This is a genomic window from Streptomyces sp. NPDC090108, from assembly GCF_044747185.1.
Taxonomy (GTDB): Bacteria; Actinomycetota; Actinomycetes; order Streptomycetales; family Streptomycetaceae; genus Streptomyces.
Genome location: NZ_JBIVDQ010000008.1, coordinates 82,285 through 99,588 on the forward strand (window position 1 = coordinate 82,285; position 17,304 = coordinate 99,588).

Consider the following 17,304-nt stretch of genomic DNA (forward strand, 5'->3'; position numbering starts at 1 on the left):
GGTGCGAGCGATCAGGCGGTGACCGGCGCGGGCTTGACCGAGGGCGCGGAAGCGGCGAGGCCGGTGAGAGCGGGCCGGAACGGCTCCAGCTCGAGCAGGTCCGGGGTGCGGTCGGCGTACCGGTTGCAGAGGTTCACGGCCTGGCGGAGCGAGGTGTGCGGGGCACGGATGCGGTGCCAGCCGCCGGTGGAGTCGCCCGCAATGGCGATCCCCCGCATCTCGGCAGGGATCTGGATGGCGGCGAGGACGGCGTCCGGAGAGATGTCACCGAAGGCCATGTTCGCGGAGGTCTCGTCGTTGACGCGGTGGGCGGTACGGCCGGTGAGCTGGGCGCGGAGCATCGTGATGCCCTTGCCGAGTTCGGAGCCGAAGCGCTGTCCGCAGATTTCGAGGTAGATGCCGGCAGCGCGCCCGAGTTGGGCGAGGCGAACCAGCGCGGTGATGATGCGGTCCCGGCGCTTCTCCTCCTCCTTGCTAGCGAAGAGGGCGAGTTCGGCGACCTCATCGACCAGGAGGACGACCGGGGTCGGACGTAGCCCGTCGGGCAGGTCCCAGATGTCGGCGGCGATCTCGGCGTCCGGCACGTCAGCGGTGATGCGCTGCTGAGCGCGGATGAGTTGATAGACGTCCGTCATCCGGGCCACAAGCGCGTCGAGCAGTTCAGCGGCGGCATCAGGAGTGTCGGCGAGGGCGGAGAACCTGCGGGCCAGAGGGAACAGCTCCACCCCTTGCTTGCAGTCGATGCCGACGAGGGCGACGTTCATCGGGGCGAGGCCGACGACCAGGTTCCGTTGGTAGACGGACTTGCCGGACTCAGTGGCGCCGAGGGTGAGGGCGTGAGGTATGGCTCGGTAGTCGCGGTAGTGGACCGTGCCGTCCTCGCGCAAGGCGACGGGAACCCGCATGGGCCGCGTCTCGGTCGCGGCGGGCATCTGTACCCGCTTGAGTACGTCGTAGCCGGTCATCCGCACCTCGACGACACCGGAGCGCACCTCACGGGAGTTGACGCCGTACATCGAGAACGAGTGCCGGAGCCGGTCCGAGGCGGCCGTGACGTCGAACGCGTCCTGACCGGGCCGGAGTTTGAGCCGCAGGACCAGACCCGTGCGAGTCGGCCGCAGCCGCAGAATGCGCGGCGGACGAGACTCCGGAATGGGCCGGTTGGTGGCCCGTGCCAGGGCGAGTCGCCACCGCGAGGGCGGGACGGTCAGGCCGCACGCGTCCATGACCGTGCCGTACCGCACCAGGACCCGTAACGCGGCCAGCGTGACTCCGAAGGCCAACCAGTACCAGGCGGGGCGCCGCCACCGCAGGAGACCCGCGACGGCGACGACCATCACCAGAGCGACCGTGAAGCCGGTCATGATCAGGCGGCCTTCGACCCTGCGGCGGCGCCCTCGGCGAGCGAAGTGACCGCGACCGCGCGGAAGGCGATCCCGTGCCGCTTCTGGCCGTTGAAGTCGTTCTCCCAGGGCCGGGCGACGAGGCCGGTGAGCGCGACCGGCGTCCCCATGGCCAGCTCGCCGGTGATCCCGGGCTCCGGGACAGTGATGGACAGGATCTCCACTTCCTCGTTCGCCGCGAACATCACGTCGACCGTCATGAGCTTCGCTCCGGTCTCGGTGTCGGTGGCGATCTCTCCGGTACGCCGGTCACGCACCTTGATCTGCGGGGTCTTGGCGACCATGACGATGGCGGTGGAGGTGTCGACTGGAATCTGACGCACGGCGGGCACTCCTCTATAGATGCTGAACTCCGTCACTCATGTACATGAGTCACATGAAGAAGAGTGTCCCACTCCTATACATGAGTCAACCCGCCGCGAGGAGAAACTCGCGGCGGGCTGCGGGAAGTTGAGGAGCCGTCAGTCGTCGGCAGGGATGCGGTACTCGAAAACGAACTGGTCAGCGGCCATGAGGGTGTCGCACACCTCGACCACGAGGCCCGCGGTCGTACGGGCTTCCCGGACGAGGTGAACCACGGCCGCACCCGGGCTCAGCGCCAACTCCGAAGCCTCCGCCTTCGAGGCCGGCCGCGCCTGGAGCGTCTCGACGAACTCCGCGAACTCATGCCCGTGGTCTTCGAGTCGGGCGTAGATGCCACCGCCGCCGGGGTTTTCGGCGAACAGCTCGGGGATGTCCTTCACGATGTCCCAGGGGAGGTACGAGGTAGCGACCTCGACCGGGGTGCCGTTGCGGAAGTAGAGGCGCCGCCGGGCCAGCACCTGTGCGCCGGCCGGGATGCCCAAGCGTTGGGCGGTCTCCTCGGGTGCGTCCATCGGCCCGATGTAGAGAACGCTGACCTTGGCGGTGGCGCCGGACTGGGCGGACTCCGCGAGGTAGGCCGCGTGGCCACCCTGCCGAAGCGAGCGCCGGAAGCGGTCGGAGGAACGGTGCCGCACCGGGGGTCGGTCCTTCACGATCGAGCCCTTGCCGTGCCGGGTCTCGACCAGCCCGCTCGCCCGCACCTCGACCATGGCCTTACGGATCGTGCCACCGGAGACGCCGTAGCGGTCCACCAGCTCGGATTCGCTCGGCACCATGTCACCGGGCTTCATGATCCCCGCCCGGATCTGCTGCACGATCTCTTCCGCGATCTGCACGTACCGAGGCCCGGAAGCGCCCCCTCCAGCAGCAGTTCCCATAGTCCTTCTCTGCCTCCTAAGCTCCTCTACATGAGTCAACCACAGGAAGCGACAGCGCCTCCCCTGCACTCCGTTTCCGTCGCCGGAGTAGTGGTGCGCGAGGACGGCCGCCTCCTGGCCATCCGCCGAGCCGACAACGGCAACTGGGAGCTCCCCGGCGGCATCCTCGAACTCGACGAGACCCCAGAGGCCGGCGTCGCCCGCGAGGTTCTGGAAGAGACGGGCATCCACGTCGAGGTGGACGAACTCACTGGCGTCTACAAGAATATGACCCGCGGAGTCGTCGCCCTGGTCTTCCGCTGCAAGCCGTCGGGTGGGACTGAGCGCACGTCGGGCGAGTCGACGGCGGTCTCATGGCTAACGCCGGATGAGGTGAGCGAGCGCATGTCGGAGGCGTTCGCGGTAAGACTCTTGGACGCGTTGGACGGCAATGGGCCCCATGTGCGGAGCCACGACGGGCAGCGACTGCTCGACAGGCACGCATGAAGACCTCGCTGCCCGTGGAGAACGCAGGCGACACGGACATCTGCCTGTTCATCGAGCCGTACGGCGAAGACTTCTGGATGAAGCCCGGCGACGCCTTCGAGGTCGTGCCGCTGAGCGACGCCAACGTGCACTTCTCAGTGGTCGTCGCCAACGACGTGTTCACGGTCTGGCTCTACCAAGACGGCGACCCCTACAACATTTTGCTCGACTACAAGGTGACAGGCGTCCACGGCGAGGAGCTCACGTGCGGTCACCAGCGACCGGCTGACTCTGCTGACAAGTGAGCCTCAAGACCCCCAGCCGGCCGGACGCGCTCATCGCACCCTCGCCTCAGCGGGATAAGACTTTCCCTACTTCATCAAGGCTCGCTGCGCTCGCTGGTTCGGCGGCTAAGGGCGCTCATCGATCACCACGCCGCATGCACCAGCCAGACGCATCAACGCCCCCTGGCCCGCTTGCCACCGCCACCACGATCCGGCCTCAGGGACGGAAAAGATCAACAACCACTAGACCCCAACGCCCTCGTCCCAGGGCCACCACCCACCCCCTTCCACCCGGTTGCCTACAGAAGTAGGTCGGATCCAACAGAGGGCCACGCCAAGCGCGGCGGCGACGGGCGGTCGCCGCCGCGCTTGCCTCCATGTCTTCGCCACCGGCCGCACGTCGCCGCCCGCCCGTCGCCGCACGCAGCGGCCAAAGTCCAACACGGCACGGGTCGGATGTGATCCCCAACGATGCAGGTCAAAGAGGCTTTGCACTACCGAAAGAGGCCGGATCGTGGTGGCGGTGGCATGCGGGCCGACGCCGTCAGATCCGCGGGCATTCATACGGCGCGATGATCCCGCACCGCGCCACCACGCAGACGGCAAGTGCGGCCATGAGAAGGGGGGAAACCCGCTGTGGCTGAGGCGGTCGGCTTCACGACTTTAGCCAGCCACTTTGGCGCGAGCCTCGAAGATCATGGCCCCTAGTCGTGCTTTAACGGGCAGGTCCACGGACTGCCCGACGCGCCGGAAGCTTACGGGGCCATGATCACTCGCGCCAAAGCAGCTCCCGGCCAAAGTCGCTACACCGACCTCCACGTGACGCCTCGATGTAGTTGAATCAACCCCAGACGCACTGGGTATCAACCATGTCACGCTCCGCGGGCCCTAGTTAGGGAAGGAGCCCTGCCGTACCACTACGGACCGGGGCGCGACAAGAAGACAAGGGGACCGAAAATCATGCCAGCCAAGCCCGAAGTCAAGATCGACGACGCAGACTTCGAAGAGGAAGTGGAAACCCAGGTAACCGAGTACGATATCGTATCTGCCCCAAATGACTTCAATACGCTGACAATCAACAGCTTCATTGAGCAGGGGGCTATTCAGACGCCCGGCTTCCAGCGCAACTACGTATGGGATATCAAGAGAGCATCCAAGCTGATTGAGTCACTTATCTTGGGTCTCCCAGTTCCTCAGGTCTTCCTTTACGAGGAGAATCGGAACCGTTTTCTGATCATTGACGGCCAGCAGAGGCTGCTTACAGTCTTCTTCTTCATGAAGGGCCGATTCCCCCGGAAGGAAAAGCGCGGCGAATTGCGGCAAATCATGAACTCTTCAGGCGGGCTATCGCCTGAGGTGCTCGCGAACGATAGTTACTTTACTCCGTTTAGGCTCCAACTGGCCAAGCTGCCCAACGGGGACGCAAATAGGTTTTCACGCCTCACCTACGCCACCCTTGGCGACCACCAAACGCAGTTTAACCTGCGCCCTATTCGCAATGTCATCGTAAAGCAAGTCAGCCCCCAGAACGACGACTCATCAGTTTTCGAAATGTTCAACCGGCTTAACACCGGCGGCGTGAATCTCAACACTCAGGAAATTCGCGCGTGCCTATATCACTCTGACTTTTTCGAGAACCTGTTCGCCCTGAATGAGAACCCCAAGTGGCGTGACCTGCTTGACACTCCCGATCCTGACTTTCGCATGCGCGACATTGAGATGATTCTCCGGACACTCTCTCTCCGCGAGGGAACTAGTAATTACGGGGGATCGATGACAAGTTTCATTAATTCCTTCTGCAAGACCTCCCAAAGCAAGAGCGATGCAGAAATTCAGAACGTGACTAATGAGTGGAACTGGTTCCTCGAGCTAGCAGAATCATGGGACGAATGGACGTTCTGGCCATCAGGGTCTAAGTTCAGCATTCTCCTGTTCGAGGCCGTCTACAGCGCCGCACAGAGGCTCCGAGCGGAGGGATACGATCTAAGTGCCATTGAAGACGCGAAAATTACCGAATACGGAAAGAGTGATGAATTTGCGGCTTGGTCTCAAGAAGGATCCACCAAGACAACGAAAGTGAATGGTCGGTTGGACGAGACCTACAACCTGCTCAAGAACCTCGCGGTAATCGCGTCATGAGCACCGCGAACCGGCCTGTGGAGTTGCTGTACCGAGACCAGAAACAAATGCTCGACGAGCTACAGCTTCGCGAGCCATCGTTTCATGCCACGCTCCAATCAATGCTGCCCAAGGTCTTGATGCTGGCCGCTGCGAGCGAATTCGAGCACTTCGTTTGCTCACACATACGGGATTATGTTGCCGAGTCGTCATCCGGAGATCGGATCTCCTTCCTCGTCGAACGCAAGGCTATTAACCGTCAGTACCACACCTACTTTGACTGGCCGAAACAAAAGGCTGGAACGTTTTGGGCCCTATTCGGTCCAGACTTCAAGAAGGCGGCAGAGGCAAGGGTCTCCGGGCAGGAAGAACTTTCCGCTGGCCTCAAAGCTTTCCTGGAGGTCGGATCCGTTCGAAATAACCTAGTGCACAACAATTATGCGGACGTAACCATAAGTTACACGCTTGACGAGGTGCACCAGCTGTACACGGTGGGATGCAAATTCGTGGACTCCTTGCCATCTCTCCTTAGGATCGAGGTAGAGACAGCCCAGTCAGATTCATGAGGACCGATGGCGTCTTGGCGTTCACTGCAGTTAGCCCCGCCGACTTCCTCAACATGCACATTTGAAATCTCGGCATATGAGGCATTCCAGGCACGCTTCCCAAGCGTGATCTGGTCCCTTACCGGTCCCGGCAGCCAGGCATGACCGCCGAAGCCGGCACCAGCTCCCTGATCGCCCAGAGACTCACAGACCTTGTTGCCCGTCGTTCACATCGGGGCAGCTAGATGAAGGGCTACACAGGAGCCGCCGTTACCAGCCCATGGACGGCGGCTCGCCTGCTTACCTGGCCATTGAGACTCCGCCGACCCTCGGGTTGACGAAGCACCCTACCCAACCAACACCAGCAGTGGCACACTGATCACTCTAGGCAATGGGAGGGAACTGTGCGCTTCAGCGAAGTCTTCGGTGTGCCCATCACTAGCGATGATGACTGGTTCGACGCCTTTCTACCAGCCGACACTAACCTGTTCATCGACCCGTTCTTGATCTGGGAAGAGAAGGCTGGCGACTGGGCCGGCGCACACGACCATCTCATTGAATTCTTTGAGATGGTATTCGACCTGGTAAAAGAATCAGGCGGGAACGGGGACAGCCTCTCATGGAAGCAGGCTCAAAAACTTCTCCTCTTTCCTGAGCCATATGAATTTTGCCTCGGCGTCGCCGAAGGAACCCCCCTAGGGTCCGGCTCCGGCCGAGGCCTGCAAACAGAAATGCTCGAAGGCGTAAGGGTAGCCACCGGTCTCGGCATGAACCGCATTGCGCACATGGAAATGTTGACCCTATTCCAGGGCGGTATGGGAGTAGACCGGCTCAGCGACATGACGTGCAATATCCTCAAAAGCTACTTCATCTCGTATACGCAAGAGATCGCACGTCGACACAACATCCCAATGCAGCGAGTAAAAGTCACCAATGCTACCTGGGACAAGGAGTTCTGCCGCTGGAAGGAGGGGATCGTAGAACTTCCAATCAATCCATACATTGGTAAACCTGTAATCCTGACTCCAGAGAGATTCCTCAAGGATATTCCTGTAGTCACACCGGATGGACTGTGGAGCTACGCCTGGTCAACGGCCTCAGATCAGCTTCGGGGCGACTTGACATTCGACATCGCCCGCAACGTCGGCAGGCGCGAGAAAGCTAAGCTGGCACGGCAGAACCCTGACGTCGTAGCTCTCTATCTCAAGCACCTTGAGGAAGAGGAAAAGAAGCCGTATCCCGTTGCTGAAGACCCTCGCATGCGAGTCAGGTGGTACGAGCTGGGCTCGGAGTTCGCCGAACGATCCAACTTGAGCTTCATCCCTCAGGCTCCAGAAGAATTCGAGAGATTCATTGAGACGGTAATCGAGAGTTACCGGCACAACATTGAAGAGCAGGATGGCTGGCAGCTCCTATGGCATAAAGGCCTTTCGCGCGAGGAGCGTACGGCGCAAAACCTGTTTCGCAGCACAGTGATCCACTACTGTCGAGCAAACGACATCGATCTCACTGGAGAGTCCAACGCTGGACGAGGTCCGGTCGACTTCAAATTCTCCCAGGGCTGGTCTCGCCGGGCTCTCGTTGAGATGAAGCTCGTTCGAAACTCTAAATTTTGGGATGGTGTCCTAGCCCAGCAGCCTCAATATCAAGTGTCCGAAGAGGTCAGCGTTGGATTTTTCGTAGCCATTGGATATAAGGATGCTGAGTGCCATCCTGAAGTCAAGCGGAAGATTGAGAAAGCGGCTGCTCTCATTTCCCAGCACACCGGAAGGAAGATCAAGGGAATCTTGATTGATGCTCGTCCAAAGGAGTCCGCCTCAAAGCTGCACGACTCCGACCTGTCGGACGCACTGAACCATGAGGGTTCTGCGCCGTCCGCCGAGCACCAGCCTGTGGAGTCTCCTGATGAAGGCAGCTCGGAGCAACCGTAGGCCGGTTGCGAGGCGGCCGACGCAATGACTTCGGCTCGTAGTTCACGTCTAGAGTCTCGTGGATTATCCGTGGACAAGCGGCGGTCAATCTCCCAGCAGTAGTAGAGGTGACCTGCGCACACCCTTCGGACGGAAGCGCCCTCCGGTACCGGGAATCACCTGGTTTGCTTTTCCGCTTCTCCTGTCAGTTTAGTAATCAGGGCTCGGCGCAACTCCCTCAGCGACAAGCACTAGTAGGATCACAGTTGGGCAGGGCCGGAAGCAAGCGTTTCAGCGCCTGCTTCCGGCCGACCGCTCTTCGGGGATTCAGACCGTTACCGCTCCGGCAGCATGGGCGCTACAACCCTTGGGTCGCCGTCCCGTGCTATGACCCACTTGCGGCCCTCGAGCTCCACCCACGGCTCGTCCGCACGCGCCGGAGCCCATGCCGTCAGGCGTACGCTGACGGACTCACCCGGGCCGGGCACCGGCAACCCCAGAGCCTCGGCCACGGTCTGGTGATTTCCGTACTGCCCGAGAATTACTATCCCTTCCGGCCGAAGGGCTGATCGGGAGCCGCCGTTGTAGCGCACGCGCTTCATGTAGTCGTCCTGCTGCGCCACAGTAGCTACAACGCTGCGGGAAACAACACGGCCCTGCGTTCGACGGAACAACTCGTGCACCCGCTGGGTCCCGTACGTGGGAGCGAATATCGCATCGATGTCATCTTGCGAGAGGCGTAGCAGGATGTTGTCCTGGAGCGGTTCATTCCTAAAGAGCCATCGAACTGCGGTTTCGCGGGCAGCCGCAGTCAGAGACCGCTTGCCGTCACGGTTGCTTTTCGCAGTCAGCACTGCCTCAGTGACCCTGAAGAGTCCCGCCGACCAGATTCCGGCCTTGTCGTTTGCCCAGACACCCAGGCAGAGGTGCCCCATGGCCTCCGGTGGAATCATCCACTTCCCAATGTCCTGTGAGTACTTGCAGTCAACATCGATTCCCTCGATCGAGTAGTCCATCTTGTCGCCGTCGCCGAAATTGAAGGCGCGCTGGATGTTGATCTCGACAAGGGTGCCGGCGTGAGTCTTCTCTGTCTTGTGTAGCTGTTCCCAGCGAAAGCGGCCTGTGTGTTGGCCGTCAAGGAGCATGTCAAAGGTGCGACGCAGGGCGGCACCGAGCTTCTCGCCACGCGGGTCATCAGCCAGGATGGCTGCTCTGACCTCCTCCAGCTGAGGGTCGAGCGAATCGTCGGGAGCGCTGGGAAACAGAGGTGGCTGGGATGCCGGCATGACAGAAAATACCTTTCTAGAAAAAGAACAAGGGCGTGTGCAGGTGGTGCACCTTTCGGTGCTGAGATTAGGCCTTCAGCAACAGTCCGAATTGGCGTTCATACTGCCGAACCTCGGTCGGCGCCCCTCCGGAAGGGCAGGGCATGCCCTGGGCAGCTCACAGGTCATCACCGCCACTCGGTCGACCCTCTGAATCGGTCTGCGCTATGTAAGGATTCGAGCGACCCGTGAGTGGCCGCGGGATTCTCCCGCGGCCACCCGGCATTCCGCTTCTCTAGCCAGCTTGCGGCCAGCGTTCACGGTCATACGGCAGGAGCCATCCGGCGATGTCCCCTCCGATGCGCCGTACTTCGGGCTCGGGTGTGTCAGGCCTGAGTGGGAGGACGTACACCCCATCCCACTTTTCCGTCTTCGGCAGATCAGCCAGGTACTCAGCGACGTGGCTGCCGAGCCCTTGTACGTCGCGGGGCCTGCACACGGAGCCGACGTAGCACACGGCGCCGCGCTCGTCGACCGCTACGTACACGGCGCACTCGGCCGACGGCATAGCCTCCGGGTCAGGCACCAGCCGTTCCGGCATCGGGCTCAGCAGGTGGGGCCCGCACAGATCTGCGAGCGCCGCGTAAGTGCCCTTCTTCATCAGGCGGCCTCCTTCTCGCCTTCCTCGCTGTCCTCGTCCTCAGCGGTGGTGGACGACGATGTAGTGCTCTGGGCCTCCACGGCCTTCTCCCACCAGTCCTGGGCTTCTGCAGCGAGGTTTTGCAGCTTGTCCATGAGGAGCCGGGCGTGGGACTTGCCTTCTCGCTCGATCAGGGGCACGCCGTCGTCGTCCACCAGGCCGGAAAGGTTGCGCATCTCTGCCTCCAGGCTGCGGAGGGCATCCTTGGTGGCGAGCACGCCGCGCTTGTAGTGCTCGTGCACGGCCTTGTCAGGACTGAGGGGCGGAGGAGTCTGTCCGCCCTTGGGCGCGAGTTTGGTGCGAAGGAAGTCGTTGTCGATGGGGAGGTCGTTGCCCTCGCCATCCTTGCGCGGCTGGCCCTGGTCATCGACCTGGCGGGGCGCGAGCCCGGCCCTGTCGTCTTCGATCACCTGGCGCAGGTGACGAAGTCCTTGCTCTGTGTCGGCCAGGGCCTCCATGACGGCGCCGGCCCGACGACGGTCACCACCAGCCCCCACGTCGTGGCGCGGCCCACTGATGGCGTTGTTCTTAGCGAGGACGTAGGCGGCGCGCACCCACAGTTCGATGCCGGCAGGCCGCTCGTCCTTAACTTCGTCGATCTCCTTGAGAGCGGCCTGATAGAGCTGCTCAGGGGAGCGCTTGGTCGGACGCCACGGCGTCTTCTGCAGGTCGGCGGGAAGAGCCTCAGTGAGCACCTTGCGGAAGCGGTCAAGCTCGCCGTCAGACGAGGCGCCCCTCTTTTCTCTGACGATGAGCTCAACGGCGAGGGGCAGCTTGGTCTTGGTGGTGACGCGGGTGCGCTTCCGGCCAGTCGGTTCATTGGTGAGGACCAGGGCGATCGGCTGGCGGACGGCGTTGTGGATCTGCTTGTCATCGGTGGTGAACAGGTGAACCGCACGGGCCGCGCGGTCGTCTCCAAACGCGACGATCTTGCGTGCCTCAGCCTCCTTGGGAGTGAGGCGACCACCCAGCCAGTCTGCCTCCGCATCGCTGGAAATGACTCCTGCGGCGCGGGCAGAGAGCAGACACTCTTCGGCAAGGGCGGTGTGCTTGGCGGCGTCAGTCCAGGGCTCCTTCGTGTTGAGGTGGTCCTGGGCCACGCGGGCCTTAATGGCCTGAGACAAGTCGACCGCTCCGGCCACGTCCGGCACCACGCCGATGATGAGCTCGAAGTCCGTGACGGCGCAGCGGATCGCGCCCTTCTCCGTTGCGGAGATGTCCTCAACAGGCTTGCTGACGTAGCTGTTGATCTTGTCGATGTGGGCCTGCATTGAGCTGGCGTTACGAGGAAGGGAGAAGAGGACCTCGTCAGCGGTCACGCCCACGTTGTACAGGCCATGGCTGGTCCGGCTGGAGCCCTCGCGGACGAAGATATGCGTCGTCGCTGTCTCGTCCGTGTCGTCGTAGAACACGGTCGTAGCCACGCCGATCGGCGGGTCCATAATGCCCTGCTCAGCAATGTCCGGCTGCGGACTGTTGCGGTTGCGGGTCGTCTCAATCGCCCAGTCAACCTGGTCCACAAGCGCGTCGCGGCTCTCGACACGGATAGCCAGCTCGCCCTCTCCCTCCTGCACGGCCGGCACCAGGGTGGCCGGTGGCGCGCCCTTGGCCTGGGCGAGCGCGAACTGCACATGGTCCAGGTTGCGCGGGTTAAGGGGATCGGGCACAAGCCGCGACGTGTACACCGAACCCGAAATCACGAGCAGGTACGCACCCGGGATCCGGCGGCGCTGGGGGTTATCCACCTGGGGCAGCACTGCAGCCGGATCGGTCCAGATCGTCGAGATGGCGCCGGCCACGCGATCCGCCAGCCCCCGCTTCTTCAGCGCGGCACGCAGGTCCTTGTGCAGAGCGGAGTCAGGAATGGGAGGAACGCGACGGAGAGGCTTGGACAGCTCGGTTCGTTCGCCGTTGACGGTCGGCTCACCGCTGGTTGAGGGGTTGGGCGCCATGAGAGGCCTCCTTGCGGGCTCCCTGCACCGCGAGAGCCGTTCTCCCGCGGTGTCACTGCACACGGGAGCCGGGAACGCCGAACACCAGCCCTCGCACCCACGTCCGCGGATCCGGCCCGCCTCGGTGGGAGCGTCACGAAACACATCCAGACTGCGCTAGTCCGGCCTCGGCGCTCGCGGGCGAGCGGTGGGGGTGGGCCTCGCATGCACTCCACAGAAGTCGGCGCTTCGCAGGAGGGCGCAGTCACGCGTGTCCCGCGTCACTTCGCAGCAGTCTCGCCCGATGTGAAGATGGTATGCAAGTCAAATCGCAATTTTCACAAGGCACTTGACATAACATCAGGTGTGGCGTTACGAGTCCGCACCCCATCCCTGGGTGTTCGTACGGCTTACGGCGAGCTGAGTCCGATCGAAGCCGCTCCGTCGTGTCAGCACGATCGGCATACTCGAGCGCCTGGACCACAAGTGCAGGGGGGTAGCGATGTACGGCCGAAGCGACGATGCGTGGGAGCAGTTGACCGACGTCGGCTTGAAGTTCCTCATCGAGCGGGCGCGGCTCCGCAAGGTCACGACCTACACGGAGGTGAACTCTGTGCTGGTCCGACGGACCGGGCTTCCAGGCTTCGATTTCGAGCATGCGGACGAGCGTGCAGCTATGGGCTACCTCCTGGGACTGATAGTGGATCAGGACTATCCAAAGAGCGGGCTCATGATCTCTGCGTTGGTTCACTACCTTGGGGCGAACGACGCCGGGCCCGGCTTCTACACCCTCGCGCAGCGGCGCGACCTGCTCCCCAAGGGCGCTTCCGCAACGGCAAGACTCAAGTTCTGGGTTGACCAGGTCAATTCACTCCACGAGCTTCACTCTGCTCCTGGCCGATAGACCTGCGTGCGCCGTCTATCGACAAGGTGTCGAGGATGTCGAGATCTCACACGGGAGCGCGTCTCGCCCGTTCTAGGTGGTGGGTCCATGGCCCCTAGGCGGCTCCGGGTTGTCAGTATCGGCTGGTAGATCTTGGAGTATGACTCTTCCTGCCGCTACCGAACCGCATGTGGCGTTCTCAGACCTGGAAACCGCAGACCTCATCGTCGATGCGCTCTACGCGGGCGGCACGAGCGGCAACAAGGGAGACGATCCGATCTCCAAGCTCATAAAGGGGGTTGGAAACCAGGGAGGCTTTCGGTACGCCGGCTGGCCGCCCAAGGGCAACGTGAAGCTCGCCGTGCTCTACACCAGCGGAGGTGAGGTGGACTGGCCTGACCACCTGGATGTCGAGACCGGCACGTTCACGTACTACGGCGACAACAAGAAACCGGGTCAGAGCCTTCATGGCACCCCCCGTGCAGGAAACGTCCTGCTGCGAGACGTCTTCGCTGCCTCCCATGGGACCTCGGCCGAGCGGTCCAAGGTTCCTCCGTTCTTCCTGTTCGAGAAGGCCGGGGCATCGGGCCATTCCGTCCTGTTCCGCGGTTTGTTGGCCCCAGGTGGCCCGACCCTCACGCAGGACGATGAACTTGCCGCCATCTGGCGGGCCACCGCGGGCCTACGGTTCCAGAACTACCGGTCACACTTCACCGTGCTCGACCACGACCTGATCCCTCGCAGCTGGATTCAGCACCTGCTCGCTGGCGGTGATCCTCTCGGTGGCGGTTGCCCGGACGTCTGGCAGACCTGGGTGCAGGGCCGCGTATACCGCCCCTTGCTGGCGCCAGTGACGACTGCCATCCGTTCCAAGGCCGATCAGCTCCCAGATGACGCCGCGGGAACAGACGTACTCGAAGTGATCCGGGAGTACTTCCGAGGACGCGAGCACGACTTCGAGGCCTGCGCGGTGGCTATCTGGCGGTTGATCGCACGTAACACGGGACCGGTAGACATCACGCGACGCAGCCGAGACGGGGGACGTGACGCCATCGGCACGTACGGTCTCGGGCCGACCTCCAGCCGCATCGCAATCGACTTCGCCCTCGAAGCAAAGTGCTACGGGGCAGGCAACTCCGTCGGGGTGCGCGAGGTCTCACGGCTGATCTCCAGGATCAGGCACCGGAACTTTGGTGTCCTGGTCACCACGTCGTACTTCCACAAGCAAGTCCAGGAGGAAGTCTTCGAGGACGGCCATCCGATCGTGCTGCTCTCTGGCCGCGACATCGTCGACGCATTGCGCCAGGATGGCCGCACGAGCGTTGGCACCGTCCGGCAGTGGTTGGAGCAGAGCTTTCCGAAGCCGTAACCGCCCTACACAGCCCGCGGCCTATTCGTGGACTGGCGTGGCCATAGAAGGAGCGCATGGGCCCCTGACCTGCTGATACGAGCGCGGCGCACGGGCCCTCCGGAGCCGTGTGCTATTCCGCCTGGCCGTGCGAGGCGTTCAGCATCAGCGCCGATACAGGCGATGGGGTGGGGAACTCGGGCGGCGCAGCCCGGGTTCCCCACCCCATCTGAAACGTCAGCTATGAGCAGGTCCGCTCCCGTTTACGTTTCCCTCGCCGCCAAGAGGCCGCCGCGGCTGGCCGCGACTCGGAGGACGTCCCGAAGCGAGCCGGCCAATGCGTGGGCCAGCTGCCGCATCTCGGCCAGGTCTGCGTCTCGGGTGTCGAGCGTCTCGCATGCCCGCTCCAGCAGCTCTGCGGCAGAGCCGAGCTGAACGGATTCGATGTTGTCGGCCAGGCGTGACATGTAGCCGTCCCGGTCGCCGGTGCTCAGGTAGCAGGGCTTGCCTTCCGGGCCCTGCCAAGGGAGGAGTCGCAGTACGTTCGGTGCCGTCATCCTTGCGTCTTCCTCTCGTCGATCATGTGCTGCGTGGTGAAGACCGCGTCGACTCGGCCCGCGGGGAACGTCAGGAGCGCTGCTTCCACGACTCGGCCGGCGGAGTCGGTCGAGACGCGGGTGACCGTGAGGACGGGCGAGGCTGGACCGATCCGGAGAGCGGCGGCTTCGTCCGACGTCGGTGGGCGGGCGCACACCGTTTCTCGGATGACGGCCAGCGGGGGACCGAGGACGGCGAAGCGGTCGAGCGCCTGTCGGTGGGCGGATGCGTCGTCGAGTACGTCGACTGGGGCCAGGTCATGCGGCATGTAGATGCGGGCCAGGCCGTACGGCGTCTCCCCTTCGAGGCTGAGGCAGGAGAACTCGGCGAGGAGACTGCCGGTCGGCACCTTCAGGAGGGTCGTCAGGTTGGCGCGAGCCTGCACCGTGCTACTGCGGACGGTGACGCGCAACGCAGGTTGAGCAGCCGTCCACGGGTAGAGCGTGCCCCATCCGCCGACGTACATGATCTTGCGGAAGGGGCGGCGGACGAAGTTGCCCTTGCCGTGGATCTTCTCGACGAGTCCTTCGTCCTGGAGTGCCGCGAGGGCGCGTCGCAGCGTGACCGTGCTGACCGCGTACCGCTCGGCCAGGACGGTTTCGGACGGCAGGCGTTCGCCGGGTTGAATGCGACCGGTCGTGATCTGCTGCCGGAGATCGTCGGCGATGTCGTGGTGGCGGGACGGCATGGATACGGTCACCGCCTTCTCAGCGTTCGCAGGACGACGAGGCGGGTGCGCGTGTGTATGGTCAACAACTCGCCTGAGTCGAAGATGAGTTGCTTCGCACCCTGGGAGAGCTGGATGAGGTCTCGCACTCGGCAGGCGCAGCCGCCGAGTTGGATGATGTCACCGCGCTGCACGGTGTTCGCGGTGACCTCGATGTTCGAGACCAGCGCGCCGCCGGGGGCCCGATCGATCACCCTGCCACCTCCTCGGGCGTGAGCTGGTCGCGCTTCAGATGACACGGGCAGCCGCACGCCTCGTAGATCACTGGCACGTCGACCGGCGCCAGTGCCGGAGAGGACTCCACGCAGACGAGATGCGTGCCGATGGAGCAGGCGGCGGAACGGTAAGGGGCGGCCAAGTTGTCTGTGCGGTACGGCGGTTGTCGGCGAGGAGGCATCAGTTGACCCCCACGAGGGCCGACCATGCGTCGGCCGGCAGACGGGGAGGGACGACCACCGGCCGTGTCCGCAGCCGTGCCTCCCAGGCCAGGACGTAGGGGCGGACGAGGGCGACGTCTTCGCCCCTGAGCGGGTGTGTGTGGTCCGCGGCGGAGGGGGCCCGGCCCGGAGCTCCGGCCGGCGCGTCAGCAGCCGCATGCGGGATGGAAGTGGGCGGTAAGGGCCGGCGGTGCCGGCCCTTCGGGATGGGCCGCGCCCTGGTGAGGGCGAGGGCGCGGCGGATACGGTCGAGCACGCTGGTCAGCTCCTAACGCTGATGGCCCGGTCCCCCGACAGCGCCCGTCGTGGGGACCGTTTTGCGTACGGCCGCCCAGAGGGTGCGGCCGTTCAAGCTGGTGGCGAGGAGGCCGAATCGATCGGCCGCAGCCACCACGTCCAGGACCTCCCGCCACGTCTCGGCGGAGAGTGCGTCCGGCAGATCTGCCTCCACCGTCACGTGCCGGGGGTGTTCCTCCACTCGCGTGACGAGTCCGACGGCGGACAGTCGGGCGGCGATGGTCGCCGCGCTAACTCCCGAAGCGGGCACAGGCAGCCTCCGTCACCAGCGATCACTTTGAGTGAAGCTAGTTAACTAGATTAGAGCTAGTGGACTAGATTTTCCATATGTCTGAGCAGCCGCCCTATCTCCGCATCGCCGACGAACTCCGGCGCCGGATCGCGGAGCACGTCTGGGAGCCGGGCGACCGCCTGCCCTCCCGCGCCCAGATCGGCCAGGAGTGCGGCGTGGGCGAGAACGTGGTCCGTCGCGCGCAGGAGTTGCTGATCTCCCACGGCGTGCTGGAAGGTCGCGCCGGGTCGGGCACCTACGTCGCCGAGCCCCGGCAGCGAGTGCGCGTCGTGCGGTCGTCGACACGGGAGCACCCCGGCGAGTCGCCCTTCCGGACTGACATGAGGGCCGTGGGCAGGCAGGGCGATTGGGAGAGCCGGACAGATGCCAAGGTGCCGGCGCCTGCTGACATCGCGGCGCGGCTCGGGATCGACGAGGGCGAGCTGTGCGTCCGGACGACGTACGAGTTCCTGGTGGACGGCAAGCCGGTTCAACTCTCGACGAGTTGGGAGCCGTACGACCTCACCGCGGGATCGCTCGTCGTCCTCCCCGAAGGGGGCCCGCACGCCGGGGCCGGTGTCGTGAATCGCATGGCCGCGATCGGCGTCACGGTCGGCCATGCCGTCGAGCAGCCGGAGCCGCGGACGGCGACCGCTGAGGAAGCGTCGCTACTCGGCATCCAGAAGGCCGCACTCGTGACGCACATCCGGCGGACGTACTACAGCGACCAGGGGCGCCCCGTGGAGACGGCGGACATCGTCATTCCCGCCGCTCACTGCGAGATCGTCTACGAGGTCCCCGTCAACCGTTAGCCGACCGCTCCGCAGCGAACTCACGACACTGGCCCCGCCGGTGCCGGCCGCTCGGCCTACCGGCAGCCGT

19 protein-coding genes are annotated in these 17,304 nt (G+C 63.8%); 8 read left to right on the forward strand and 11 right to left on the reverse strand.

Features of this window, described 5'->3' with window-relative positions; genetic code table 11:
* Window positions 1–11: 11 nt before the first annotated feature.
* The 3 genes from ACIPRD_RS26720 to ACIPRD_RS26730 form a co-directional block, all read right to left on the reverse strand.
* Complete coding sequence (locus tag ACIPRD_RS26720) at window positions 12–1,364, reverse strand: FtsK/SpoIIIE domain-containing protein (protein ID WP_401566600.1); 1,353 nt, start codon at window positions 1,362–1,364, stop codon at window positions 12–14.
* Window positions 1,365–1,366: 2 nt separating this feature from the next.
* Window positions 1,367–1,726: a hypothetical protein gene (locus ACIPRD_RS26725; protein ID WP_401566603.1), complete on the reverse strand. Its 360-nt coding sequence runs from the start codon at window positions 1,724–1,726 to the stop codon at window positions 1,367–1,369.
* 138 nt (window positions 1,727–1,864) lie between these two features.
* Window positions 1,865–2,644: a GntR family transcriptional regulator gene (locus ACIPRD_RS26730; RefSeq protein ID WP_401566605.1), complete on the reverse strand. Its 780-nt coding sequence runs from the start codon at window positions 2,642–2,644 to the stop codon at window positions 1,865–1,867.
* A 30-nt stretch (window positions 2,645–2,674) separates the two neighbouring features.
* Between ACIPRD_RS26730 and ACIPRD_RS26735 the strand changes: the two genes are divergently transcribed.
* The 5 genes from ACIPRD_RS26735 to ACIPRD_RS26755 all read left to right on the forward strand — a co-directional run bounded on the left by ACIPRD_RS26735 (window position 2,675) and on the right by ACIPRD_RS26755 (window position 7,987).
* Complete coding sequence (locus ACIPRD_RS26735) at window positions 2,675–3,130, forward strand: NUDIX hydrolase (protein WP_401566607.1); 456 nt, start codon at window positions 2,675–2,677, stop codon at window positions 3,128–3,130.
* On the forward strand, window positions 3,127–3,414 hold the full coding sequence (locus tag ACIPRD_RS26740; RefSeq protein ID WP_401566609.1) for a hypothetical protein: 288 nt from the start codon (window positions 3,127–3,129) through the stop codon (window positions 3,412–3,414). The genes ACIPRD_RS26735 and ACIPRD_RS26740 overlap by 4 nt, the downstream gene beginning before the upstream one ends.
* 939 nt (window positions 3,415–4,353) lie before the next feature.
* Window positions 4,354–5,532 (forward strand): DUF262 domain-containing protein, encoded by a 1,179-nt coding sequence (locus tag ACIPRD_RS26745; RefSeq protein ID WP_401566611.1) that lies wholly within the window; start codon window positions 4,354–4,356, stop codon window positions 5,530–5,532.
* The gene (locus ACIPRD_RS26750) at window positions 5,529–6,077 is read left to right on the forward strand and encodes a HEPN domain-containing protein (RefSeq protein ID WP_401566613.1); all 549 of its coding nucleotides are present in this window, start codon (window positions 5,529–5,531) and stop codon (window positions 6,075–6,077) included. Before ACIPRD_RS26745 ends, ACIPRD_RS26750 begins: the two co-directional genes overlap by 4 nt.
* A gap of 383 nt (window positions 6,078–6,460) precedes the next feature.
* Window positions 6,461–7,987, forward strand: coding sequence for a hypothetical protein (locus ACIPRD_RS26755; protein ID WP_401566616.1), 1,527 nt, complete (start codon window positions 6,461–6,463; stop codon window positions 7,985–7,987).
* 314 nt (window positions 7,988–8,301) lie between these two features.
* Here the strand turns inward: ACIPRD_RS26755 and ACIPRD_RS26760 are convergent, their stop codons facing one another.
* The 3 genes from ACIPRD_RS26760 to ACIPRD_RS26770 form a co-directional block, all read right to left on the reverse strand.
* A complete protein-coding gene (locus ACIPRD_RS26760) occupies window positions 8,302–9,252 on the reverse strand; it encodes a NaeI family type II restriction endonuclease (RefSeq protein WP_401566619.1) in 951 nt (316 codons plus the stop codon).
* Window positions 9,253–9,526: 274 nt separating this feature from the next.
* Window positions 9,527–9,892, reverse strand: coding sequence for a hypothetical protein (locus ACIPRD_RS26765; RefSeq protein WP_401566621.1), 366 nt, complete (start codon window positions 9,890–9,892; stop codon window positions 9,527–9,529).
* Window positions 9,892–11,883, reverse strand: a complete 1,992-nt coding sequence (locus ACIPRD_RS26770) for a hypothetical protein (RefSeq protein ID WP_401566623.1) — start codon at window positions 11,881–11,883, stop codon at window positions 9,892–9,894. Before ACIPRD_RS26770 ends, ACIPRD_RS26765 begins: the two co-directional genes overlap by 1 nt.
* Before the next feature lie 481 nt (window positions 11,884–12,364).
* Here ACIPRD_RS26770 and ACIPRD_RS26775 point away from each other — a divergent pair, with 481 nt between their 5' ends.
* The gene (locus ACIPRD_RS26775) at window positions 12,365–12,766 is read left to right on the forward strand and encodes a hypothetical protein (RefSeq protein WP_401566625.1); all 402 of its coding nucleotides are present in this window, start codon (window positions 12,365–12,367) and stop codon (window positions 12,764–12,766) included.
* Window positions 12,767–12,905: 139 nt separating this feature from the next.
* On the forward strand, window positions 12,906–14,114 hold the full coding sequence (locus ACIPRD_RS26780; RefSeq protein WP_401566628.1) for a restriction endonuclease: 1,209 nt from the start codon (window positions 12,906–12,908) through the stop codon (window positions 14,112–14,114).
* 242 nt (window positions 14,115–14,356) lie between these two features.
* Here ACIPRD_RS26780 and ACIPRD_RS26785 read toward each other — a convergent pair whose 3' ends face one another.
* The 5 genes from ACIPRD_RS26785 to ACIPRD_RS26805 all read right to left on the reverse strand — a co-directional run bounded on the left by ACIPRD_RS26785 (window position 14,357) and on the right by ACIPRD_RS26805 (window position 16,401).
* Entirely contained in the window at window positions 14,357–14,650 is a 294-nt protein-coding gene (locus ACIPRD_RS26785) for a hypothetical protein (protein WP_401566631.1), read from the reverse strand.
* On the reverse strand, window positions 14,647–15,378 hold the full coding sequence (locus ACIPRD_RS26790) for a GntR family transcriptional regulator (protein ID WP_401567032.1): 732 nt from the start codon (window positions 15,376–15,378) through the stop codon (window positions 14,647–14,649). Before ACIPRD_RS26790 ends, ACIPRD_RS26785 begins: the two co-directional genes overlap by 4 nt.
* Window positions 15,379–15,386: 8 nt before the next feature.
* Window positions 15,387–15,611, reverse strand: a complete 225-nt coding sequence (locus ACIPRD_RS26795; protein ID WP_401566634.1) for a hypothetical protein — start codon at window positions 15,609–15,611, stop codon at window positions 15,387–15,389.
* Complete coding sequence (locus ACIPRD_RS26800; RefSeq protein WP_401566637.1) at window positions 15,608–15,775, reverse strand: hypothetical protein; 168 nt, start codon at window positions 15,773–15,775, stop codon at window positions 15,608–15,610. Before ACIPRD_RS26800 ends, ACIPRD_RS26795 begins: the two co-directional genes overlap by 4 nt.
* A 347-nt stretch (window positions 15,776–16,122) precedes the next feature.
* Window positions 16,123–16,401 carry a hypothetical protein gene (locus tag ACIPRD_RS26805; RefSeq protein ID WP_401566639.1) on the reverse strand — a complete coding sequence of 93 codons (279 nt, stop codon included), beginning with the start codon at window positions 16,399–16,401 and terminating at the stop codon, window positions 16,123–16,125.
* Between the two features lie 77 nt (window positions 16,402–16,478).
* Between ACIPRD_RS26805 and ACIPRD_RS26810 the strand changes: the two genes are divergently transcribed.
* Window positions 16,479–17,234: a GntR family transcriptional regulator gene (locus ACIPRD_RS26810; RefSeq protein WP_401566642.1), complete on the forward strand. Its 756-nt coding sequence runs from the start codon at window positions 16,479–16,481 to the stop codon at window positions 17,232–17,234.
* Window positions 17,235–17,304: the final 70 nt, after the last annotated feature.